Genomic DNA, 21399 nt, shown 5'->3' with positions numbered 1-21399 from the left:
GACTTTCCCCGCCATCAGGCATATGATCCCCACGGGATGATGAGAATGTCTCTCAACACGAAAAATCACCTTTTCCGAACCAAAAAGCAGGCTCGCAGGAACTTCACCCATGACAACGACATTGTCTCTGCCCGTTGAGGGAATGACCTGTGCGGCCTGTGCGACACGACTGGAAAAAGTGCTGAATCGTCTTCCCGGCGTGAAAGCGCAGGTCAGTTTCGCCACACGAAAGGCTGCCATAGATCTGGGCACGGAACAGACTTCGCTTTCAGACCTCGAAGGCGCTGTGGAGAAAGCCGGTTTCAGTGTCCCGCATGAACACATCACACTGGCCATCGACGGCATGACCTGTGCGTCCTGCTCGGCACGGATCACCCGGGTTCTCGACCGGATTGAAGGCGTTTCCGCCAGCGTGAGTCTCGCCACCAACAGGGCTGAAATCGATTTTATTCCCGGCCTTTCCTCGGCGAACGATCTGATCGGAGCTGTGTCGCGCGCAGGCTACACGGCCACCGTGGCAGGCACGGATGAAGATCAGCGCCACGACAGGCGCAGGCGGGAAAGACTTCGTCTGAAGATCGAGTTTGTCGCTGGTGTGCTCCTCACTCTTCCTCTTCTGCTGGATATGGTTCCCGGCGCTCATGTGATGCTGCCGCGAGGGGTACAACTGGTGCTGGCGACGCTGGTGCAGTTCGGTCTTGGAGCGAAATTCTATCGCAGTGCGTGGGCCGCCGTGCGCGGTGGGGGCGCGAACATGGACGTGCTCGTCGCGCTGGGCACGACGGTCGCATGGCTCGCCAGCGTGATTGTCACGGTGTTTCATCTGCCGGAACAGGTGTGGTTCGAATCCGGCGCCACAGTCCTGACGCTGGTCACGGCCGGACGGCTGATGGAGAGCAGCGCAAAGGATCGGGCGGCGGCTGGTGTAGAACGGCTCATCAGGCTTCAGCCTGCGACCGCCCATATCGAGACGACGCACGGCGTCGAGGATCGACCGGCGGCTTCGCTGGCGACTGGAGACATCTTCATCGTCCGAGCCGGTGAAGCCGTGCCGACGGACGGTCAGATTCTGAACGGAGAATCGAGTCTCGACGAGGCCATGCTGACCGGCGAGAGCATGCCCGCCTCGCGTGGTCCCGGCGACGCGGTGAAAGGGGGAACCATTAACGGGGCAGGCGTGTTGCGTGTGAAAGCCACGGCGGTTGGTTCCGACACGGCGCTGGCCCGGATCACCCGCATGGTGAGCGAAGCCGAGGGCTCCAAAGCGCCGATAGAACGGCTTGTCGACAGGGTTTCCAGCATTTTCGTCCCGATTATCCTGGTCATCGCGGTGCTGACATTGGGAGGCGGCTGGCTCGCCACGGGATCGTTCGCGCGGGGTCTGATCAACGCTGTCGCGGTCCTTGTGGTCGCCTGCCCCTGCGCGCTCGGTCTTGCTACCCCGACGGCGATCATGGTCGGGGCCGGGCGCGGTGCGGCGGCCGGACTGCTGTTCCGTTCGGCCGAGGCGCTGGAGCAGATGGGGCGTATACGGGTCCTGCTCATGGACAAGACCGGCACGCTGACTGAAGGAAAACCGCAGGTAACGGGACTGTTCCCCGCCTCGGGCGAAACGGACACGCATCTGCTCGCCGTGGCGGCCGGACTGGAAAGTGACTCCTCACATCCGCTTGCCGGAGCCGTGCGCGATGCCGCCGTGGCTCGAAATGTGCAGCCCGTCGCGATCACGGAGAATACGACCAGCGCAGGTCATGGGCTGGCAGGCTTGTGCGATGGCGTTCCTGTGCGCCTCGGTTCAGCCCGTTTTCTTGGCGAGGAACCCACAGGCGCAGCGGCTCAGGCCGCCCTTTCGGGACAAACGCTCATCGGTGTGGAGAAGAACAGCCTGCTTCTGGGATGGATTGCTGTCGCCGATACCCTTCGTCCGGATGCGGCACGCTGCATCACGCTGCTCAGGAGCTACGGCATACGCCCCATTATGGTGACGGGGGATACGGAAGCCGCCGCGAAACGGGTTGCGGCGTCGGTCGGGATTGACGAGGTGATTGCGGGTGTCCTGCCCGGCGACAAGGCGGCAGAAGTGAAAAAGGCCCGGCAGTCTGCTGCGCAAGGGGCGCTTGTCGGCATGGTGGGTGATGGGATCAATGATGCCCCTGCGCTGGCGACGGCGGATGTGGGGATTGCCATGGGAGGCGGCACCGATGTCGCACTCGAAACCGCCGATGTAGTGCTGATGCGGTCGCAGCTTCTGGCGCTGGCGGATGCCATCCGGTTATCACGGGCGACGTCGCGCAAGATCCATCAGAATCTCTTCTTTGCCTGCATCTATAACGTGCTGGGCGTGCCGCTGGCGGCGTTTGGTGTACTGCCGCCGATGGTGTCCGGAGCAGCCATGGCGATGAGTTCAGTCTCGGTTGTCGCCAGCGCGCTGATGCTCAATCGATGGAAACCTCTCCCCGACAAAGAAACGGAGTGAAGGGTGGACAATAGCGATTGAGCAGAGGATGGTCGTGATGAGCGGTAACGCAAAACGGAGCTCATCAGGGAGTAAGGCATCATGACGACCACGACGCTTATCGTCCAGGGAATGACCTGTGACGGATGCGTGACTGCGGTAAAGCGCGCGCTTGAAGGCATTCCGGGCGTGAAGGAAGCGACTCCTTCACTGGAAAAAGGGGCCGTCAAGGTGGACTATGACCCATCAGAGACAAGTCCTTCCAGCTTCACCCCGTCCCTCGAGGCTGCGGGCTTCGAAGTTCTGAGCTGACACGGCACACCCCTGCAATCAGAAGCAACGCCATGCGGACGACACGCGGGGGGAATGCTGTTGTCCGCCTTTTTCCGCTCCATCAAACATGGCAGAGTGCCGCGTCGTCCCGATCGGGGCGCGTGAAAACCTGTCTGCTCAATGCAAAGACGAACGAGGAACTGCTGTGACGTCTTCAACCGCTTTCAATTTGCGCAGAAACGTCATGCAGCGCCTGCTTCCGGCGGCACTGTTATGTCTTGGAGGGTGTTCGGCGGAAATGGGACGCACCCTGACTGACACGGACATCTCCTGCCTGCGCAAGCAGATGAGCAGTGAAGTGCGTCTTTCCTTCCCGATCGCCGCCAATACCTGCCAACGTCTCACCAATCACAACATGATTTTCGGTGAAAGCAACGCCAAGGTCATTCCCTTCAATCTGAAGGGGGCTCCCGACCTGCAGGCAATGGCCGACGAATACGGCTACAGCTACACGAAGTAAGTTCGGCCTCAGCTTTCCAGTTCGACATCCCAGTAGAGATAATCGCGCCAGCTTTCGTGAAGGTGGTTCGGCGGAAAGGCGCGTCCGTTGTCCTGTAGCTCCCAGGACGAGGGCTGGGCGGGATTTCTACGCGGGAACATCCGGATCTCGTGCGGCATCCGCGATCCTTTCAGCAGATTGCAGGAACTGCAGGCCGTGACGATATTTTCCCAAGTCGTCCGCCCTCCCCGGCTGCGGGGCACGACGTGATCAAATGTCAATTCCTGAGTGGGGAGTTGATCATTGCAGTACTGACAGGAAAAATTATCGCGCAGAAACAGATTGAAGCGCGTGAACGCCGGGCGCCGGGCTGTGGGAACATATTCCTTGAGCGCGATCACGCTCGGCAACTTCATCCTGCAGCTTGGAGAGCGAACTTCTTCATCGTATTCGCTCAGCACTGATACGCGATCAAGACACACAGCCTTGATGGTGTCCTGCCATGACCATAGTGACAGGGGGAAATAGGAGAGTGGACGAAAATCTGCATTCAGAACGAGTGACGGATAGTGCATACTGCCGACGGACAAGGCGCGCTTCCTTTTTCCCGGAGACGGCTCATGATCCACTTGGCCAAACTCTTAACTGCATGCCATGGGCCACGCGTCGTCGAGAAGTCTTTCTCAACTATAGGCTCAGCTTTTTCCAGACTGCAAGAAAACTCCAGCCTGCCTGCCATGAGATTTCCATGACAATTGGAAAAACACCTTCCCCCTTCCTATGATGACATCATGACGGCCTCTCTTTTTTCCGATGACAGTCAGTGGGTTACACGCTTCGCTCCCAGCCCCACCGGCTCTCTTCATCTCGGCCATGTTGCATCGGCTTTCTTCGCCCGACAGCATGCGGGACAGGACGGCCGCTTCCTTCTGCGCATCGAGGACATCGACACCACAAGATGCCGGGAAGCCTTAATCGGCGAAATGCTGGACGATCTTGCATGGGTGGGTTTGCGCTGGGAAGGAACCGTTTTACGCCAGTCCCATCGCATGCCGCTCTATCGCGAGACACTCGACACACTTCAGAAACGCGGCCTGATCTATCCATGCTTTTGCACCCGCACCGATGTCGCGCGGGAGGCGGCGGCCTCAGGTTCCGCTCAACATCATGCCCCCGATGGCAGTCTGATTTATCCCGGAACCTGTCGACACCTCACTGATGCGGAACGAACGCAACGGACCGATTCCGGTGCTCCTTACGCTCTGCGGCTGGATGTGAAGACAGCACTGCTCCATGTTGCTGCGCCTGCCCTGACCTATTGGGAGCAAGGACGCGGACTCGTGCCGTGTCGTCCGGAAGCGTTCGGCGATGTCGTTCTTGCCCGTAAGGATATCCCCGCTTCCTACCATCTCTGCGTCACTCACGATGATGCGGCACAGGGCGTCACGCTTGTCACGCGGGGGGAAGAACTGCGTGCGGCCACAGCCATTCACCGTTTACTACAAACGGTTATGGGGTGGCCTGAGCCTGTCTACGCTTTTCATCCCCTGCTGAGGGACGCAACCGGGAAGAAGCTTTCCAAACGTAACGGGGCGCTTTCCCTTCGGACCATGCGTGAGGCTGGCATGAGTCCTCGTGAGGTCCGTCAGGCGGCGGGTGTCGCTATCTGAGAGAGCCTTTTTCAAAGAAAGAACAAAGAGGGGGCTCCTTCTGTCGTAAGGACAGTCATTCTCCGCCGTGTCGTGGCCCGACATGGAATAATCTGGAGAATTAAAAACTAAATGACTTCTTATACGTCACGTTGGACTATTGCCGACGCTTTGAAAGTCCACGCCGACGACCCGACCACGACCATGCCGGTTATCGATCAGAACTTCCCGACGATGGATGAGGCGGTGATGATCTGGGATACGGGTGCGCTCCGGAACATTCATGGCCAGACCGTCACTTTTAAGGGCTGGTATGTGATCTGGTCGCTCGCGGTGGACAAGGTTGATCTAACAAACTCTAATATTTACGACGAATGGCATTCCCGCAATAACGGCGCCTATATCGGTTACTGGTATTCCCGCACGGGCAATGGCGCTGACTGGCAGTGGGGCGGTCGCCTGCTGGAGACGTCTGCCGACATTCGTCCACATGAATGGTCCGGTGGACTGATCATGCGCGAAGGCATGGGTAACGTCGTCGACATGTTCTATACGTCGGAAGCCGATTCACCGGTCAATCAGTCGGTGCCTTCCGTTGCCAGCGGTCAGATCTATGCTGACGCGAATGGTGTCTGGTTCGGTGGTTTCGAGACCACGACTGAGATGTTCTCGGCTGACGGCGTGCACAACGCCAATGCGCAGCAGGACGCATATTTCGACTTCCGTGATCCGCACCCGTTCGTAAACCCGGACGATGGTCGCGTTTACTGCCTGTATGAAAGCAATGTCGCTGGCATGCGTGGCCAGTTCACCATCGGCAGTGAAGAAGAGGGGGTTCTGCCTCCTGGCTTCAGTGTGGATGCGGGGGCCCAGTATGGTGCGGCATCGATCGGCATCGCGGTGCTGGATGATGGCGCTTATAAAAGTGGCGATTTTTCACGCGACCGCTGGACACAGCTTGACCCGCTCCTCACGGCTCTTGGTGTGAACGACCAGATGGAACGGCCTCATATCGTGTTTAGCAACGGCCTGACCTACCTGTTCACCATCAGCCATCACAGCACCTATACCGGCAACCTGTCCGGTCCGGATGGTGTTTATGGCTTCGTGTCGGAGAATGGCGTGTTTGGCCCTTACAAGCCGCTGAATTCCTCCGGCCTGGTGCTGGGCAACCCGTCGTCCGCTCCTTACGAAACCTACTCGCACTTCGTGGACCCGGCCGGATATGTGCAGGCGTTTATCGACACGCTGCCGGCTCCTGGCACAGATCCGAACAATCCGGACACATACCGCATCGGCGCGACGCTGGCGCCGACCGTCAAGATCGAACTCGACGGAGATCGAACGTTCCTGTCGGAAGTCCATGGTTATGGACAGGTCTATGCTCAGGCAGCATGGCCCGTGGGCAAGGCGTGGGATCATCGTCCCGCTTCCTGAACCAAAAGACCATTCCGGGTTGAAATGCCCGTTATGATCTGAATGTGCCGGGGCCGGAACAGGATGACTGTTCCGGCCCTTGCCGTTCTCTCTCCGCTCAGTCCCTCACGGTCACGGGATTTACTGCCCGCGAGGAAGCGGTTCCGCTGGCGGGAAAAAGATTCTATCTTCCCTCGCCGTCGGCGTGGGGCCGACCCCCGGAGACCAGTGAGATGTTTCCGGCCTGCATTTCCCGGGATCGAACCTATGCCCTTCATCGCCGACCGCCTGAACAAGATCAGTCCGAGCCAGACGATTGCCATTACGGCAAAAGCGCGCGCGCTCAAGGCGTCGGGACGCGACATCGTCAGCCTCTCGGCGGGTGAGCCGGATTTCGACACCCCTGCCAACATCAAGGCCGCGGCAATCCGGGCCATCGAAACCGGACAGACGAAATATACGGACGTCGCGGGCACTCCTGCCCTGCGCGCCGCCGTCGCCGAACGTTTCCGTCTGGATTCGGGGCTGGATTACAAGCCTGAGGAAATCATCGTTTCTACCGGCGGCAAGCAGGTGATCTACAACGCAATGGTCGCCACGATAAACAAGGGCGATGAAGCGATCATTCCTGCCCCATGCTGGGTATCCTACCCGGATATTGTGGCGCTGGCGGATGGCAATCCCGTCATTGTTCCGTGTCGCGCCAAAAACGGTTTCAAGCTGACGGCGGAGGAACTGGAAGCGGCCATTACGCCGAAGACCAAGTGGTTCTTCCTGAACTCGCCCTGCAATCCGACAGGCGCGACCTACTCCGCGGAAGACCTCCGGCCGCTCTGCGATGTCCTTCTGAAGCATCCGAATGTGTGGATCTTTACCGACGATATCTATGACAAGCTGGTTTACGATGGCTTCCGGCCCGCCACAATCGTGCAGGTCGAGCCGCGTCTGCGTGACCGCACCGTCACCATGAATGGGGTGTCCAAGGCCTATGCCATGACCGGCTGGCGCATCGGTTTTGCGGGAGCGCCGCTGGAACTGACTAAAGCCATGAACAAACTGCAGGGGCAGTCCACCTCCAACCCATGCTCCATCGCGCAGGCGGCGGCGCTTGAGGCTGTCAGCGGGCCGCAGGATTTCATTGCCACCATGTGCGCAACCTATCGCGAGCGCCGGGATCTTGTCGTATCAATGCTCAATCAGGCATCGGGCATTACCTGCGCCCGTCCTGAAGGTGCATTTTACGTGTTCCCGTCGATGAGTGGCTGTTTCGGCAAACGCACCGAAAACGGCACAGTTATCGACACGGACGAAGCATTCGTGACGGCGCTGCTGAATGACGAAGGCGTAGCCGCCGTGCATGGTTCGGCTTTCATGTTCGCCGGTCATTTCCGCGTGTCGTATGCAACGGACACTGACAGCCTTCGTGAAGCCTGCACCCGCATCCAGCGCTTCTGCGCCGGGCTGCGGTGACTGGAAGAGAGCGCCCCATGACCGGACCGACCCTTGCCACACGGCTTGATGGGCTCCCTGCCCCAGCAACCATCGAGATGGCGCGGCGCGCACGGGAACTGAAGGCCGAGGGACACGACATCATCTCTCTGGCGCTGGGCGAACCCGATTTCGCCACCCCGGCGGCTGCCGTGGAAGCCGCACATCAGGCGGCGCTGGCAGGCAAGACCAAGTATCCACCGGTCGATGGCACACCGGAACTGAAAGCCGCTGTCGCCCGCAAGTTCAGCCGCGAAAACGGCCTCGACTTCGCGCAGGATGAACTGCTTGTCTGCAATGGCGGCAAGCAGGTGATCTTCAACGCCTTCATGGCGACGATCAATCCGGGTGATGAAGTGGTGGTGCCTGCGCCCTACTGGGTCAGCTACCCACTGATCGCCCGCATGTTCGGGGGCGTCCCGGTCCATCCGGTGTGCGACGAGACGGACGGGTTCAGCCTGCGACCCGAGCGCCTTGCTGCCGTCATGACAGCACGCACGAAGTGGCTGGTGCTGAATTTCCCCAACAATCCGACCGGCGGCATCTGCTCGGAGGAGGATATGAAGGGGATTGCCGAAGTTCTGCGTGACTATCCCGACGTATGGATTCTGTCGGATGAGATCTACGAGCATCTCGTTTTCGACGGCAACCGATTTACATCGTTTGCGGCCATTGCTCCGGACCTGCGTGACCGGGTTCTCACCATGAATGGCGTTGCGAAAGCGTATGCCATGACCGGCTGGCGTGTGGGTTACGCGGGTGGTCCGAAGCGCCTGATCGCGGCGATGCGGGCTGTGCAGAGCAATGCCACGTCCGGTGTCTGCACCGTGGCACAGGCCGCTGCTGCCGCCGCGCTGGATGGGCCGCCGGACCTGATCCGGGAAATGGTCACGACATATGAGCGTCGCCGTGACCTGATGGTCTCCGGCCTGCGCGAGATTCCCGGCGTGACCTGTGCCAAACCCGCAGGAGCCTTTTACGTTTATCCCGGTATCACCGGTCTCATCGGTCGCAAGACGCCCGGTGGACGAGTGCTGGATACCGATACCGCCTTCTGCATGGCTTTGCTTGAAGAAGCGCATGTAGCGACAGTTCCCGGCAGCGCCTTCGGTCTTGCGCCATACGTCCGCCTGTCCTGCGCCACCGCGGACACGGTGCTGGACGAGGCCCTCAAACGCATCGCCCGGTTCATCGCCTCACTGGTGTGAGGAACCCCCTTTCCGTTCCCGCCATTGATGGACAAGGTGGGAACGGGCGCGACGCAGGGTGGTGACCAGAGGTTTCGGCAGGTAATCACGCATGACCATCTGGATATGGCGGTCCAGCGGCAATCCCGGCCGACGCAGATAATGCGTGTTATACATTGCCTTCTGGGAATCCTGCTTATCTCTTGTGTAGAAATAAGTAATCAGCGCACGCCGTTTTCCGCTGGCAAGTGGTCTGGGATACCCGTGCAGCGCGATTTTTGACTGGCTCATGATCAGCGTGCGCCCAAAAAGCGGCGCAACTTTTGCTTCGGGCTTCCGGGTCACCGCATTCCAAAGTTCCAGTTCGCCGCCTTTTCCTTCCTGCCAGTCCGGATTGAGATAAGTGATGACGACAAGCGCATTGCTGAGTCGCGTTACCGGATGGGTCTGGAAATCGAGGTGAATTTCGAAATGGCCGTCTGGGTCGGCTTCATGCAGTCCTCCGCCGAAAAGACTGGCATCGGACTGCAGACCGGACAGACCCGTTAGTTTTTCCAGACAATTCATGAAATCCGGAGAATGAGTGAGCGCGAAATACCGTGCGAGCGATGGCGGCATTTCCGGCAGGCTGCGCGCAACCCGTTTTCTTTGCAGCCGTGTGTAATGCGGCTCCCAGGCAAGTTCACTGGCAGATTCAGTGTCATGCAGGATCTGAGTGAGGCCGTTCCGGTCAAACAGATTGTCCAGAACCAGGTAAGGAAAAGGTTTTGCTTCGCGAAACTCGCGATTAAGCGTGGTGATATCGGCTGGAGAGGGCACGTTCCAATCAGGACATAGCTCTTCCTGCAACTGCGGCATGCACAGGGAGCTCTGATTTTGGAAATTTTCGTTGGGCACGTCCAATTTCAGGCGCCTCTCCGAGTTTGAGACGTTCAACTGTCTACAAAATGTCTAAGATACCATGAAAATGATACAAAAATCGGCTCGACTCCTGAAATACATCTACTCACAAACAGGATGGACGCCAAGCCACGCTCCATGCACGATATGAGACATGACCCAAACCTTTGCCAGTCTTACCTTTCCACGCCCGACCGAGGCCAGTCTTGCCGAAAGCTTCGGTGTGGTCGCCTCCCTTCTGGATGCTGGCGACATTGCTGGCGCCCTGAGTCGCTTTGACCGGGAGAGGCGCACTCTGGACAGCTGGAGCGCGCTCGTTCATCTACGGTTCGCTCAGGACACGACGAGCGAAAAGGCGAAAGAGGATCGGGATTACGCCGACCATCTCTCGCCAAAAGCCACGGCCCATGAGGTCAGCATCAAGAAACGCCTGCTTGCAGAGCCTCTCATTGACAGAGCCCGCTCCGTCGTCGGCGAGCATGTTATCGCTCTCTGGAAGAGTGACATCACCACTTTCGACACCCGTATTGAACAGGCGCTCGAAGAGGAGGCCAAGCTTACAAGCGCATACACGGCGCTGTTGGCCTCGGCACGGATTGAGGTCGGCGGCGAAACCGTCAATCTCTCCGGTCTCGCTCCCTGGCTTGAACATGCGGATCGCTCTGTCCGACACAAAGCCGAACAGGCGCGCTGGGCTTTTTTCGCTGAAAACGGTGCGACACTTGACGACCTGTATGCCCGGCTTGTCGCGCTGCGCACGGATATGGCCCGCACGCTGGGTTTCGAGACCTACACGCCCCTCGGATATCGTCGCATGCGGCGCGTGGATTATGGACCGGAGGACGTTGCACGCTTCCGCGAGGAAGTCGCTACCCATGTCACGCCGCTGATCGCTTTGCTGCTGGAACAACGCCGCACCGAAATGGGATGGCCCGACCTGCATTATTGGGACGAGAATTTCATTGATCCGAAGGGCAATCCCAAGCCTGCCGGAGATTACGATCTGCTTATTGAACGCGCAGAGAACATGTTCGATCGGATGTCCGGTGGGCTTGGGCCATTTTTCAAAACCATGGTCGAAGGGGGATATCTCGACCTCAAGAACCGGGACAGCAAGGCTGGGGGCGGTTTCTGTACCGCTTTTCCTGATGTTGGCATGCCGTTCATTTTTGCCAACTTCAACGGCACACATGGCGACATCAGTGTTTTCACACATGAAATGGGGCACGCCTACCAGAACTGGCGCAGTCGCGATCTTCCGACGATAGACGAACTCTGGCCCACCATGGAAGCTGCTGAAATCAACTCCATGGGACTGGAGTTTCTCACATGGCCTCATATGGACCTGATGGTGGAAGACGGTGCGGCCGATCGCTTCCGGCGCATGCATCTGATCAGTTCGCTGAGTTTCCTGCCTTATGGGGTGTGCGTCGATCATTTCCAGCATGAGGTCTACGCCAGACCCGACATGACGCCAGAAGAGCGCCACGACACATGGCGACGTCTGGAGCAGCATTACATGCCTTGGCGTGATTACGGTGATCTAGCCTATCCGGCAAAAGGCGGCCGCTGGCAGGCTCAGGGGCACATTTACCGAAACCCACTCTACTACATTGATTACACGCTGGCTTTGTGCTGCGCGATGCAGTTGTGGCTGCTGTCGCGACGGGATGAAGCGGCTGCCATGACAGCCTATGAAGGTCTGTGCGCCCGAGGCGGAGCAGCGCCTTTCACCACGCTGATCGCTGATGCCGGTCTGGTGTCACCTTTTGCACCGGGGGCTCTCGCGGACGTCGTCAGGGAAGCGGCGGCCGAACTCGGCCTTTCCGCCGACTGATCTCACAGAAACTTGGTGGAGGGAACGCCGGGAGTTCCTCCCGGCGTTCCCTCGCCTCCCCTACTTCGGCACGTTTTTGATCTGCTCAAGCTGAACAGTCAGATGCCCGACATGGGGATGCTCCATCTCCGCACGAACGGGTACCGGACCGAACCCTGCAACACTCTCAAACCAGATCATCCCGCCGTGGGGTTCCCGTAACGATTTTGCCTGATGCCCGATGATAAATCCGGCGACCTGATAACCACTGAAAGCACATCGTAAAGCCGAAACTTTTTTCTCGTTGAACACATCCGGGCGCATGTCGCTGCCATCTGTTCGAAGCGTGAAACGGGTCAAACGGACACCATCGAAAATGTCGAAAGTTCCGTCACATTTTCCGGTATCGCGAACTTGCAGCAATATTTTCGTCATTGTCGAAAGAATATCCGCCGCTCCCTGAGCCAGCGCAGGCGCAACTTTTTCGCGATCCGGTTCCGCCGGGTCCTGCAAGGCAAGATAAGGATGACCTTGCGGATAATCGACGATCACATGCCGCTGGGCATGCCGACTCCAGCCGCTGCTGTCGTAGCGGGACGGCGTCACCCTCTCGCCACTGATGGCCCCATGCGCGACCGATTCCACATTCAGGTTTGAAAAAAGGCTGAAGAGACCCTGAGCCCGCGCGGTCAGATCAACGTCATAGTGATTTTCACCAAGACGAAAATCCGTCCCTACCTTCATGACGGGCAGCCAGTGCGAATAGACGGTGTATGTGATGGCAACCTGTTTGCCGAAAGTCACAGCCCCCTCTGGCGCTATTTGCGCGGGCGCGGGCTCATCCGCCCACCCTGTTCGGGAAACGCCGGTCAGGATAGTCATGAAAACAAGAGCGACGCCGCAACGGGCAAGACCCTTTCTTTTACGGAGACGGTCGCCATGTGTTTTCGAATTGTTCAAAACAGGCCTCGGCTTACTGTCAATCATGGAGAGGCAGTCTAGCCGTGTGCGAGGTCACTCGCCAGTAGCACCCCAACGTCCGCGATACCCGAGGCGCCCCGAGAGCACGCGCGCAATCGACCGCACGAGGTGGCCGATGGTCTCCTCGGTCTCCTTGCTGTCTTTCGGTTTCGGCTGACTGATCCCCAAACCGGCGATGACAGCGCCCGCAAGATCATGCACCGGGGCCGCGAAACACCACACGCCCATGTGAATCTGCTCATCGTCCACCGCATAGGCTTTTCGGCGCACCTCCGCGATCTCATCCATCACGACAGAAGGAACAAGCGACTTTGCCGTTGCAGGAGGAGCCGGCCAGGAAGACAAAGGATACAGCGTCAGCCACTGACGCAGGACAGCAGGTTCCATCGCCCCGAGCTGCGCCATCCCTGTCGCCGTGTACATCGCAGGCAACCTCAGGCCCACATTATAGTGTACGCCAAAGCCCTTTTCGTTATCCCTACTTGCCACATAGACAACGTCCTCACCGTCCAGCGTGCTGAGACTGACCGTGTAGGCGCTCAGCTCAGGATGCTCTCCCACGACCTGATGGAAGGCATTCAGCAGATCCTGACGGGGACTGACCTGGATCGCCCAGTCAAGAAGACGCGCCCCCAGTCGGAAGCCTGATCCAGCCCCTCCTGTTGCCTCAAGAAGTCCCAGTTCCGTCATCACTCCCACCAGCCCGTGTGCCGAACTGCGGGGCAGATCAAGCATCCGGGCTATGGAAGCAGCGTTGAGAGGTGTGTCCTGAGAACTTACCAGATCGAGAATTTTGACAGCGCGCCGAAGGGCCGGAACGGATTCATTTTCTTTCATGCTGACGACCTACGACTGTCCTTGACGGCGCTTCCGAGAATCGGGTATATCCGAGATACGGGATCGTGTTCAATATAATGAACAACAATAAGCCGAACACGATCTCGTTCTCCACCGGCCCGATACACGAATTTTTCCTTCATATCGACCGGCCGCAGCCTCCCTTACCCGACTGCCAGACCTATCTGTTTGACGTCATGAAAGGCGAGATCAGGGTTCATCTCTTCCGTGCGCTTCATCATGAATGATGAGCTGGCGAGGAAGACCGGATCGCCATCCAGATCGTCCGCCATTGAGGAACGATTTGAGGCCATGAACGTGTCAATCTTCGTGCGTTCGCCTGTCACCCAACGTGCCAGCGAGAACGGCGTCGAATCAAAGCCGATCCCAACCCCGTATTCTCCCTTGAGGCGCTCCTGCAGCACATCGAGCTGAAGGGTTCCGACCACGCCGACAATCGGCTGTGCGCCATCCTGCGGGCGGAAAAGCTGCACGACGCCTTCCTCGGCAAGTTGCTGCAGAGCCTGCCGCAGTTTCTTGGCCTTCATCGCGTCATCAAGACGGACTCGCCGCAGGATTTCGGGGGCGAAGTGAGGGACGCCCGTAAAGCGGATCGCCTCCCCTTCGGTCAGGGTGTCACCAATCCGGAGCGTGCCGTGGTTGGGAATGCCCACCACATCACCAGCGTATGCCTCTTCGGCCAACTGTCGATCACGGGCAAAAAAGAATTGCGGTGTATGCAATACAAATCCCTTGCCGGTGCGGGTGTTGAACAGACGCATGCCGCGAGAAAGCTTTCCGGAACACACACGGGCAAAAGCGATGCGGTCCCGGTGGTTCGGATCCATGTTGGCCTGAATCTTGAACACAAGCGCCGCCATCTGCGGCTCATCAGCCGTGACTTCGCGTGTCTCGGTACTCTGGGCGCGCGGGGCCGGACCAAACGCCACCAGGGCATCCAGAAGATCGGTGACCCCGATTTCCTTCATTGCACTACCGAAGAACACGGGTGTCAGATGGCCTTCGTCGAAGGCTTCCCGTTCGAAGGGCGGAAGCGCCGCGTCGACGAGTTCCAGTTCCTCACGCACCTGAATCATACGGGGATCGGTTTCCTCAACCGGGACCAGCGTATGCGTTTTATCGTTCCGGATGTCGTAAGTGCCGATAAACGTGGCAGCCCGACCGATCGGCCAGGTGAGCGGCGTTGTATCGAGCGCAAGGGAAGATGAAATTTCATCGAGAATTTCGAACGGATCACGTGATTCCCGGTCCATCTTGTTGATGAACGTGACAATGGGGATATCGCGGAGACGGCAGATTTCGAACAGCTTGCGTGTCCGGTCTTCGATACCTTTAGCCGCATCGATCACCATCACGGCAGAATCGACCGCCGTCAGTGTACGGTAGGTATCCTCGGAGAAGTCTTCATGGCCCGGGGTGTCGAGAAGATTGAAGACGCAGCCGCCATATTCAAAGGTCATCACCGAGGTCACGACGGAAATTCCGCGATCCCGCTCGATCCCCATCCAGTCGGAGCGTGTCCGCCGCCTCTCCCCTTTTGCCCGCACATTACCGGCCAGCTGGATTGCGCCACCGGCCCGGAGAATACGTTCGGTAAGTGTCGTCTTACCAGCATCAGGGTGGGAGATGATTGCGAAAGTACGGCGCCGACTGATCGCATCAGCGAGAGAAGACTGGTTCACCGGTCTGTCATGGCTTTCTGTCATCGCTGTCGGGCTCTGCACTTGCTACTTGGGTATGAAAACAGGAACGCCGGGCAGAGAAGATCTCCGCCCGGCGCCTGAAAAGGAATCCAGCCCGCAAGAGCCGGATTGTTCTGAAATCAGCGAGAGTAGAACTCGACCACCAGGTTCGGTTCCATCTGCACCGGATATGGCACATCGGACAGCTTCGGAGCGCGCAGAAACGAGCCCTTCATCTGGCGGTGATCCACTTCCATGTATTCCGGAACATCGCGCTCGCCACTCTGCGCGGCATCCAGAACGGCAGCAAGCTGCTTGGACTTCTCGCGAACTTCGATCACGTCACCTTCGCGAACGAGGTAGGACGGGATGTTCACCTTCTTGCCGTTCACCATCACATGGCCGTGGTTCACGAACTGACGCGCCGCGAACGGTGTGACAGCGAACTTCAGGCGATAGATAACAGCATCGAGGCGACGCTCGAGCAGACCGATCAGGTTCTCGGAGGTATCGCCCTTACGACGCACGGCCTCTTCGTAATATTTGCGGAACTGCTTCTCACTGATGTTGCCGTAGTAGCCCTTCAGCTTCTGCTTCGCCATCAGCTGGACGGAGAAGTCGGAAGGCTTGCTCTTGCGGCGCTGACCGTGCTGGCCGGGGCCATATTCCCGCTTGTTGACCGGCGACTTGGCGCGGCCCCACAGGTTTACGCCGAGACGGCGATTAATCTTGTACTTGCTCTCAAGGCGCTTACTCATGGTGCGCTCTTTACCTTCATCAAAACAGCGACAAATAGGACTGCTTTAACAGCCCCGGTCGCCTATGGCACCGGTAGTCCCCGATCCCGAACAGATCGAAGCGGGCGCGTCCCGTATCACTGGCTGGGGGGAGCAGGCACCCCAACAGCCAGCCGGTCCGTCCACGTTCCCGGCAATGGGTCGGGCACCTAAGCGATACCCCCCTTCTTGTCAAGGGAATGTAGGAGTTGACTCGGGTTTTCAGCCTTATTCGCGAGCGCTTCATACAGACATCCGCACCCTGCGGCATCAATGGCCAGAAGCCACTCGGGCATTCAATTCTGGCTATCCCGGCATGCAGGGGATACGGAAACAGAATACCTCCTCTATTTGAGAAAGTGATCCCATCGCCATGGAGTTGAGGCAGCTTCGATATTTTGTGGCCGTGGCTGAACACGGCAGCTTCACAAAGGCCGCCATGAGTCTCGGCATGGAGCAGCCACCGCTCAGCCAGCAGATCAAGCAGTTCGAACGCCTTATGGGCGTGACGCTCTTTCATCGGCTGACGCGGGGAGTGGAACTGACAGACAACGGGGCTGCGCTTCTTGGGCAGGCAAAGGCCATGCTGGCCATGGAGGAAGACTTCATTTCCCTTGCACATGGACTTGCTCGCGGCGAAAGGGGTCATCTCAGAGTGGGTCTGGCTGGCGCGGTCTCGCTGCTGCCAATCATTCCGCAGACCATTCGTCGCTTTCGGGAGGCGTGGCCGGAAGTGATTGTTTCTTTTGAGGAGAGCAACACGCCCGCTCTGTCGGCAGCATTACATGACCGGCGAGTCGATGTGGCGATTGTCCGACCGCCAGTAACGGATGAACGGGAACTCGCCGTCTATCCGCTGCTTGACGAACCCACGGTAGCCGCTCTGCCGAGTGGACATGTGTATGAGGGCAACGGAGCCATCCATCTCGAAATGCTGGCCAACGAACCGCTGATTATTTTTCCCCGTGAACTTGGTCCGGGATTTCACGATGCCATTTTGTCGGCATGTCAGCATGCTGGCTTCACGCCCCGCATGGGTCAGCAGGCCCCACAGATCGCAGCGACAGTCCCACTGGTCGCGGCGGGTCTTGGGGTTTCCGTTGTGCCTCAATCTCTTTCGCAGATTCATGCGGGAGGTGTGACTTTTCATCCGATTAAAGAACCCGCCCCTAAAGCCACCCTGGCGATAGCCCTGCTGAAAGGACGCCCTGCCCCACTGGTTGGACGATTTGTTTCCGCGCTAAAAGAAGCGTGTGGCGAGTGGGAAGAACAAGGACAAGCCGTTCAAACGGTCGGCTGACGAGACTCTCCGTTTTAACTCAGATAGACCTTCGCAAGCTTTGCGGGCCTAAGATTACACAAACCATGTGTCGGCAAAGCCCGAATTCTTTTATTCGAAACCGTTACTACCCGGCCGTTCACGGGACAATATAACTTTATGTAAACCTTTTCCTGCCAAATTTCTCCACAGCGAAACACGCATGGAGAGTGCACAAAATGGCAGGACTTGGAATTCGGCTTGAAGCTGGAGATCGGATGATTCTCAACGGAGGAGGCATCCATTTTCTTAGCGCAGCTCAAATCAGGCTGACCAATCGCGCGAATTTCCTGTTTGGTCGCCAGATCATGCCACCTGAAGAAGCCAATAGCCCTGCACGCCTTATCTATTACGCTTTGCAGACAGCCTACGTGGGCACTCCGGAAGAAAAGCTCACAGCCCTTGCCGAGGCGACGTACCACATTACCACTTTCATGCAGGAAACGACCTCGACCACGGCTCGTGTGCTGCTGAGTGATGCCATGAAAGCCGCTGCTGAAAATAATTTTTACAAGGCACTGAAAATCGCACGGAGAATCATTCGCCATGAGGATGCGGTGCTTCAGGATGTCAGCCCATCATCCAATTGTCTGAACGAATCAGAGAACCATTAACTCTCCATTAGTGTTTTTAGTCTTTTATGAGATCACTGCAAAAAATGCAGTAACCTTACTGGAGAAAATCCGATGTCACTTTCGATCAACACCAACAGCGCAGCAATGGTCGCTCTTGAGAGCCTCAATGCGACCACGAATGCCCTGAACAACACAGAAAACGTCGTTTCAACTGGCCAGAAAGTTTCCAGCGCCAGCGACAATCCGGCGGCTTATGCCATCGCTGCGTCGATGAACGGCAACATCTCGGGTCTGTCTGCTGTTAGTGATGGCCTCAGCTTTGCGGCTCAGATTGTCACCACGACATCCTCCGCAACGTCGAGCATCATCAGCACGCTGCAGCTGATTCAGAGCGCTGTCACCTCCACTGGTAATACGGGCGTCTCCGTATCAACCGTGCAGTCAGAAGTTGATGGTTATCTGGACCAGATCAATACCATGGCACGTAACGCCACGGTGAACGGTGTGAATCTGCTGGACGGCACCAATGACGTTGCATCTGCAACGGGTGTGTCCTCTTCAACGCTGACCAACACCATGCAGTATGTGACAGGTCTTCAGGGTGCGGCCAACACCGTCACATCCGTTACAAGCTCTGGTGCACTGACGGACAGCCTTGGCCTGACAAGCAGCACGACTCTTGGCGGTTCAGTTTCCTCACTCGCCTCAAATCTGAGTGCTCTGTTCAGTTCGTCTACCACCCCGACAGCAACGGTCCTGCAGTCAGCCATTCAGGCTGTGCAGTCAGCTATCACGTCGATGACGTCCAAGTCGGATGTCTTCGCGGCAGCATCGCAGACGATTTCGGGTATGACGACTTATTCGTCCAACCTGTCTGACTCCCTGACGTCGGGTGTTGGTGCTCTTACGGATGCCGACATGGCGGAAGAAAGCGCTAAACTGACCTCACTGCAGACCAAACAGTCGTTGGCGATTTCTTCGCTCAGCGTGGCAAAGTCTTCGTCCCAGAATATTCTCAGCCTTTTCCGCTGAGAATAAAGAGGAGGGGTAAAACCCTCCTCTTTTTATTTATGTGAACGGCAAATGAATAATTACTTCAAAAAATCTAAAAAATTACAGAAACTAGGGCAAGAACTAAACCTTGCATTAAAAAACAACAATTACTCTTTAATAATAAAAAAAACCAATGAGGCTATACGGCAATATCCGACTTGGCCTGAAGCATGGCTTTGTCTGGCCGCTGCTCAATATGCAAAAGGTGAAATCCAGGCGGCTTACGTCAGCCAGAAACGCGCCGCAGAACTAAATCCGGACAACGTTGAATGGCGTATCACCTTTCTGCATTACCAACTTGAAGCTCGGCAGGACCGTAACAAGGCCCTCAGTCAATTGCTGGAGCTTTTCGCTTTACATGCCTCTGACACAGAGATTTCTCTAAAAATCGCTTTGGCGCTGGTTAGCACAAAGTCTCCTGAGGTTACAGTCTCAGCGCTAAAATGGCATCGAAAACATCATCCTGAAAATGAAGATATGATGGCTTTATTAGCCATGGAATTAATCAAATCAGGAGAAGTTTTTGAAGGCTGTCAAATTTACCAGCAGCTCATTCTTCGAGACAAAAAAAATATCATTTGTTCCGAAACACTCTGTATAGCTTTAAATAATGTCGGAGCATTCGAGGCAAGCGCAGCGATCGCGGAAGCCGCATTATCTGCCTTACCCAATCTCAAGATTGGTCTCTTAAATTCTTACGGCCTCGCGCTTGTGGCCCTTAATCGCTCCAACGACGCGGCGGCGGCATTCCGTGAATTATTGTCTCTCACGCCCAATAACCGCCCTGTAATGTTTAATCTAGGGTTGGCGTTGCTTAAAGCAGGACAATTCCGGGATGGCTGGCGTTACGCTGAATATGTGACAGAAGAATTTTGTACACAAACGGAAAAATGTCCATGGCGAGGCGAACGTTCAATTCGCGGCAAAACTCTTTTATTGCTGCCTGATCAGGGATTGGGTGATACCATCCAGTTTCTACGGTACGTTCCATTTTTAGAAAGAAGTGGAGCAGATATTGTTCTTTCCGTTCCTGACCCTCTCAAGCGCATAACTTCCTCCATCGTTCCGCAAGCAACGGTCATCGGGCTAGATACTTCCCACATCAAATACGATGTTTCGTGTCCCTATCTGTCGCTCCCCGTGGCTCTCGAGGAACAATTAGGAACCAATATTCCATCTTCAGTTCCTTATTTGCGGCCACGAGAAGAAACCATACAGCGCATGGGACAGTTCCTCCCACCAAAAAAACACCTACGTGTTGGATTCGTGTGGTCTGGAGCGACCAGAAAACATCTTGGAATTTTCTACAAAAGTCGATCTTCAACTTTAGAAGGATTTCGTCCAATTCTGGAAAATAACAATATTGATTTTATAAGTCTCCAATTGGGAGATAATCGCCAAGAGCTTCTGAATTGGAGCGGTCCTTTTTTGCATGACCCCATGGATCACGTGACTGACATGGAAGATACGGCAGGCCTCATGACCCATCTGGACCTGATCGTCAGCGTTGATACCTCATGCGCCCATCTCGCTGGTGCAATAGGAAAACCAGTCTGGATGATCACCAGAAGCGACTGTTGCTGGAGGTGGCAGGAAAATCGTAACGATTCACCTTGGTATCCGACCATGCGTATTTTTCGTTCATATCCAGGTAGTTTGACCCATGCTATTCGAGAAGTAGCTTCTGCACTACCGGACTTTGTGACAACCCATCAGTCTCGTTTTCTTACCTCACCAATGGAGGTTTAAATAATGAATTACGGTATAAAGCGTTACAACCAAAATACGGCTGCCATTATGGACTCTCGCCAAGTTGAAATTATGGCTTTTGGACAGAGTATTGTCCTTTTGAGAGGTGTGAACAACAAAAAAACGCGCCTCCATGCTCTCAATATGAATCAAAAACTCTGGTCAGCTATTCTACGCGAAACAGGCATAGAAAATAACGGAATGCCAGAAAATTTAAGGCAAAATCTTTTCAAATTATCTGTGTGGGCTACGCGTTATAGCATTCGGGCCATGCTGCATGACTTACCTCTTAAACCTCTGATAAGCATCAATCAGGACATGCTAGATGGTTTGAAAAATAAAAAACCTGATCTTTTAAAATCTGAAAACTTCGATTCACATCTTATTTCTTGAGATAGCAAAGTGTAGGTAGATATAATCTGGATTATTCTATCTACAGAATTTATTTTTCATGAGAGAGTTGGAATGGGTGCTTGGGCTTTTGTTTTGACTGTTCGACTGCAGAGTATCCCGTGCTGAAGGTCTGAATGTCGGTCCTTCAGCCTGTCGTATCTTGGTCTATGCGACTTGGATGCGGGCGAGGAAGAGCATAAGCTTGAATTGTAGACAAGATAGAGGTGGACCCGTCCGTTCGGACAGTTTTGTGGGCTTGATAAGCTATACCCGGTTGTCGTTATGCCGCCATTCTGACGGCGCTGCTGTTGGCCATCTGGTCCGGGGTTAA

At 56.4% G+C, this 21399-nt stretch carries 19 protein-coding genes; 13 read left to right on the top strand and 6 right to left on the bottom strand.

Annotation, left to right across the window (positions count from 1 at the left end; all coding sequences use genetic code 11):
- The first annotated feature begins 109 nt into the window (after positions 1-109).
- The 3 genes from GOB81_RS07650 (at position 110) to GOB81_RS07640 (ending at position 3248) form a co-directional block, all read left to right on the top strand.
- Complete coding sequence (locus tag GOB81_RS07650; protein ID WP_173569807.1) at positions 110-2476, top strand: heavy metal translocating P-type ATPase; 2367 nt, start codon at positions 110-112, stop codon at positions 2474-2476.
- 81 nt (positions 2477-2557) lie between these two features.
- Complete coding sequence (locus tag GOB81_RS07645; RefSeq protein WP_173569806.1) at positions 2558-2767, top strand: heavy-metal-associated domain-containing protein; 210 nt, start codon at positions 2558-2560, stop codon at positions 2765-2767.
- A gap of 205 nt (positions 2768-2972) precedes the next feature.
- Positions 2973-3248: a hypothetical protein gene (locus tag GOB81_RS07640; RefSeq protein WP_173569805.1), complete on the top strand. Its 276-nt coding sequence runs from the start codon at positions 2973-2975 to the stop codon at positions 3246-3248.
- 8 nt (positions 3249-3256) lie between these two features.
- On the opposite strand, the gene GOB81_RS07635 is transcribed toward GOB81_RS07640, so the two are convergent.
- Entirely contained in the window at positions 3257-3802 is a 546-nt protein-coding gene (locus GOB81_RS07635; RefSeq protein WP_173569968.1) for an HNH endonuclease, read from the bottom strand.
- A 216-nt stretch (positions 3803-4018) separates the two neighbouring features.
- Between GOB81_RS07635 and gluQRS the strand changes: the two genes are divergently transcribed.
- The 4 genes from gluQRS to GOB81_RS07615 all read left to right on the top strand — a co-directional run bounded on the left by gluQRS (position 4019) and on the right by GOB81_RS07615 (position 8988).
- Positions 4019-4897 (top strand): tRNA glutamyl-Q(34) synthetase GluQRS, encoded by an 879-nt coding sequence (gluQRS, locus tag GOB81_RS07630; protein WP_173569804.1) that lies wholly within the window; start codon positions 4019-4021, stop codon positions 4895-4897.
- A gap of 111 nt (positions 4898-5008) precedes the next feature.
- The gene (locus GOB81_RS07625) at positions 5009-6313 is read left to right on the top strand and encodes a glycoside hydrolase family 68 protein (protein WP_173569803.1); all 1305 of its coding nucleotides are present in this window, start codon (positions 5009-5011) and stop codon (positions 6311-6313) included.
- A 246-nt stretch (positions 6314-6559) separates the two neighbouring features.
- Complete coding sequence (locus GOB81_RS07620; RefSeq protein ID WP_173569802.1) at positions 6560-7762, top strand: pyridoxal phosphate-dependent aminotransferase; 1203 nt, start codon at positions 6560-6562, stop codon at positions 7760-7762.
- 17 nt (positions 7763-7779) lie between these two features.
- Positions 7780-8988: a pyridoxal phosphate-dependent aminotransferase gene (locus tag GOB81_RS07615; protein ID WP_173569801.1), complete on the top strand. Its 1209-nt coding sequence runs from the start codon at positions 7780-7782 to the stop codon at positions 8986-8988.
- Here the strand turns inward: GOB81_RS07615 and GOB81_RS07610 are convergent.
- On the bottom strand, positions 8977-9825 hold the full coding sequence (locus GOB81_RS07610; protein ID WP_173569800.1) for a 2OG-Fe(II) oxygenase: 849 nt from the start codon (positions 9823-9825) through the stop codon (positions 8977-8979). The genes GOB81_RS07615 and GOB81_RS07610 overlap by 12 nt on opposite strands.
- A gap of 196 nt (positions 9826-10021) precedes the next feature.
- Here GOB81_RS07610 and GOB81_RS07605 point away from each other — a divergent pair, with 196 nt between their 5' ends.
- The gene (locus GOB81_RS07605; protein ID WP_173569799.1) at positions 10022-11704 is read left to right on the top strand and encodes a M3 family oligoendopeptidase; all 1683 of its coding nucleotides are present in this window, start codon (positions 10022-10024) and stop codon (positions 11702-11704) included.
- A gap of 60 nt (positions 11705-11764) precedes the next feature.
- On the opposite strand, the gene GOB81_RS07600 is transcribed toward GOB81_RS07605, so the two are convergent.
- From GOB81_RS07600 to rpsD, 4 genes are all read right to left on the bottom strand, one after another.
- Positions 11765-12565: a DUF3108 domain-containing protein gene (locus GOB81_RS07600; protein WP_173569798.1), complete on the bottom strand. Its 801-nt coding sequence runs from the start codon at positions 12563-12565 to the stop codon at positions 11765-11767.
- Positions 12566-12697: 132 nt separating this feature from the next.
- Entirely contained in the window at positions 12698-13501 is an 804-nt protein-coding gene (locus GOB81_RS07595) for an IclR family transcriptional regulator (RefSeq protein ID WP_173569797.1), read from the bottom strand.
- 164 nt (positions 13502-13665) lie between these two features.
- Positions 13666-15228 (bottom strand): peptide chain release factor 3, encoded by a 1563-nt coding sequence (locus tag GOB81_RS07590; RefSeq protein ID WP_173569796.1) that lies wholly within the window; start codon positions 15226-15228, stop codon positions 13666-13668.
- 116 nt (positions 15229-15344) lie between these two features.
- Complete coding sequence (gene rpsD, locus GOB81_RS07585; protein WP_173569795.1) at positions 15345-15962, bottom strand: 30S ribosomal protein S4; 618 nt, start codon at positions 15960-15962, stop codon at positions 15345-15347.
- Positions 15963-16353: 391 nt separating this feature from the next.
- On the opposite strand from rpsD, the gene GOB81_RS07580 reads away from it, so the two are divergent.
- The 5 genes from GOB81_RS07580 (at position 16354) to GOB81_RS07560 (ending at position 21068) form a co-directional block, all read left to right on the top strand.
- Positions 16354-17280 (top strand): LysR family transcriptional regulator, encoded by a 927-nt coding sequence (locus tag GOB81_RS07580; protein WP_173569794.1) that lies wholly within the window; start codon positions 16354-16356, stop codon positions 17278-17280.
- A gap of 197 nt (positions 17281-17477) precedes the next feature.
- Positions 17478-17912, top strand: a complete 435-nt coding sequence (locus GOB81_RS07575; RefSeq protein WP_173569793.1) for a flagellar biosynthesis repressor FlbT — start codon at positions 17478-17480, stop codon at positions 17910-17912.
- Positions 17913-17984: 72 nt separating this feature from the next.
- Positions 17985-18905: a flagellin N-terminal helical domain-containing protein gene (locus tag GOB81_RS07570; protein WP_173569792.1), complete on the top strand. Its 921-nt coding sequence runs from the start codon at positions 17985-17987 to the stop codon at positions 18903-18905.
- A gap of 51 nt (positions 18906-18956) precedes the next feature.
- On the top strand, positions 18957-20675 hold the full coding sequence (locus GOB81_RS07565) for a hypothetical protein (RefSeq protein WP_173569791.1): 1719 nt from the start codon (positions 18957-18959) through the stop codon (positions 20673-20675).
- A 3-nt stretch (positions 20676-20678) separates the two neighbouring features.
- The gene (locus GOB81_RS07560; protein ID WP_173569790.1) at positions 20679-21068 is read left to right on the top strand and encodes a flagellar biosynthesis regulator FlaF; all 390 of its coding nucleotides are present in this window, start codon (positions 20679-20681) and stop codon (positions 21066-21068) included.
- Positions 21069-21399 lie beyond the last annotated feature (331 nt).

The organism is Acetobacter conturbans, from assembly GCF_011516755.1.
GTDB classification, from domain to species: Bacteria; Pseudomonadota; Alphaproteobacteria; order Acetobacterales; family Acetobacteraceae; genus Acetobacter; species Acetobacter conturbans.
The sequence above is the reverse complement of the archived record's forward strand: the minus strand, read 5'-3'. Positions and strand labels throughout refer to the sequence as shown.

What these genes read in the sequence shown, in the direction of transcription:
- GOB81_RS07580 (WP_173569794.1), top strand. Translation starts at nt 16,354, where the DNA reads ATGGAGTTGAGGCAGCTTCGATATTTTGTGGCCGTGGCTGAACACGGC.
- GOB81_RS07610 (WP_173569800.1), bottom strand. Translation starts at nt 9,825, where the DNA reads ATGCCGCAGTTGCAGGAAGAGCTATGTCCTGATTGGAACGTGCCCTCT.
- GOB81_RS07625 (WP_173569803.1), top strand. Translation starts at nt 5,009, where the DNA reads ATGACTTCTTATACGTCACGTTGGACTATTGCCGACGCTTTGAAAGTC.
- GOB81_RS07570 (WP_173569792.1), top strand. Translation starts at nt 17,985, where the DNA reads ATGTCACTTTCGATCAACACCAACAGCGCAGCAATGGTCGCTCTTGAG.
- GOB81_RS07650 (WP_173569807.1), top strand. Translation starts at nt 110, where the DNA reads ATGACAACGACATTGTCTCTGCCCGTTGAGGGAATGACCTGTGCGGCC.
- gluQRS (WP_173569804.1), top strand. Translation starts at nt 4,019, where the DNA reads ATGACGGCCTCTCTTTTTTCCGATGACAGTCAGTGGGTTACACGCTTC.
- GOB81_RS07605 (WP_173569799.1), top strand. Translation starts at nt 10,022, where the DNA reads ATGACCCAAACCTTTGCCAGTCTTACCTTTCCACGCCCGACCGAGGCC.
- GOB81_RS07615 (WP_173569801.1), top strand. Translation starts at nt 7,780, where the DNA reads ATGACCGGACCGACCCTTGCCACACGGCTTGATGGGCTCCCTGCCCCA.
- GOB81_RS07620 (WP_173569802.1), top strand. Translation starts at nt 6,560, where the DNA reads ATGCCCTTCATCGCCGACCGCCTGAACAAGATCAGTCCGAGCCAGACG.
- GOB81_RS07645 (WP_173569806.1), top strand. Translation starts at nt 2,558, where the DNA reads ATGACGACCACGACGCTTATCGTCCAGGGAATGACCTGTGACGGATGC.
- GOB81_RS07575 (WP_173569793.1), top strand. Translation starts at nt 17,478, where the DNA reads ATGGCAGGACTTGGAATTCGGCTTGAAGCTGGAGATCGGATGATTCTC.
- GOB81_RS07565 (WP_173569791.1), top strand. Translation starts at nt 18,957, where the DNA reads ATGAATAATTACTTCAAAAAATCTAAAAAATTACAGAAACTAGGGCAA.
- GOB81_RS07595 (WP_173569797.1), bottom strand. Translation starts at nt 13,501, where the DNA reads ATGAAAGAAAATGAATCCGTTCCGGCCCTTCGGCGCGCTGTCAAAATT.
- rpsD (WP_173569795.1), bottom strand. Translation starts at nt 15,962, where the DNA reads ATGAGTAAGCGCCTTGAGAGCAAGTACAAGATTAATCGCCGTCTCGGC.
- GOB81_RS07590 (WP_173569796.1), bottom strand. Translation starts at nt 15,228, where the DNA reads ATGACAGAAAGCCATGACAGACCGGTGAACCAGTCTTCTCTCGCTGAT.
- GOB81_RS07600 (WP_173569798.1), bottom strand. Translation starts at nt 12,565, where the DNA reads ATGACTATCCTGACCGGCGTTTCCCGAACAGGGTGGGCGGATGAGCCC.
- GOB81_RS07560 (WP_173569790.1), top strand. Translation starts at nt 20,679, where the DNA reads ATGAATTACGGTATAAAGCGTTACAACCAAAATACGGCTGCCATTATG.
- GOB81_RS07635 (WP_173569968.1), bottom strand. Translation starts at nt 3,802, where the DNA reads ATGCACTATCCGTCACTCGTTCTGAATGCAGATTTTCGTCCACTCTCC.
- GOB81_RS07640 (WP_173569805.1), top strand. Translation starts at nt 2,973, where the DNA reads ATGCAGCGCCTGCTTCCGGCGGCACTGTTATGTCTTGGAGGGTGTTCG.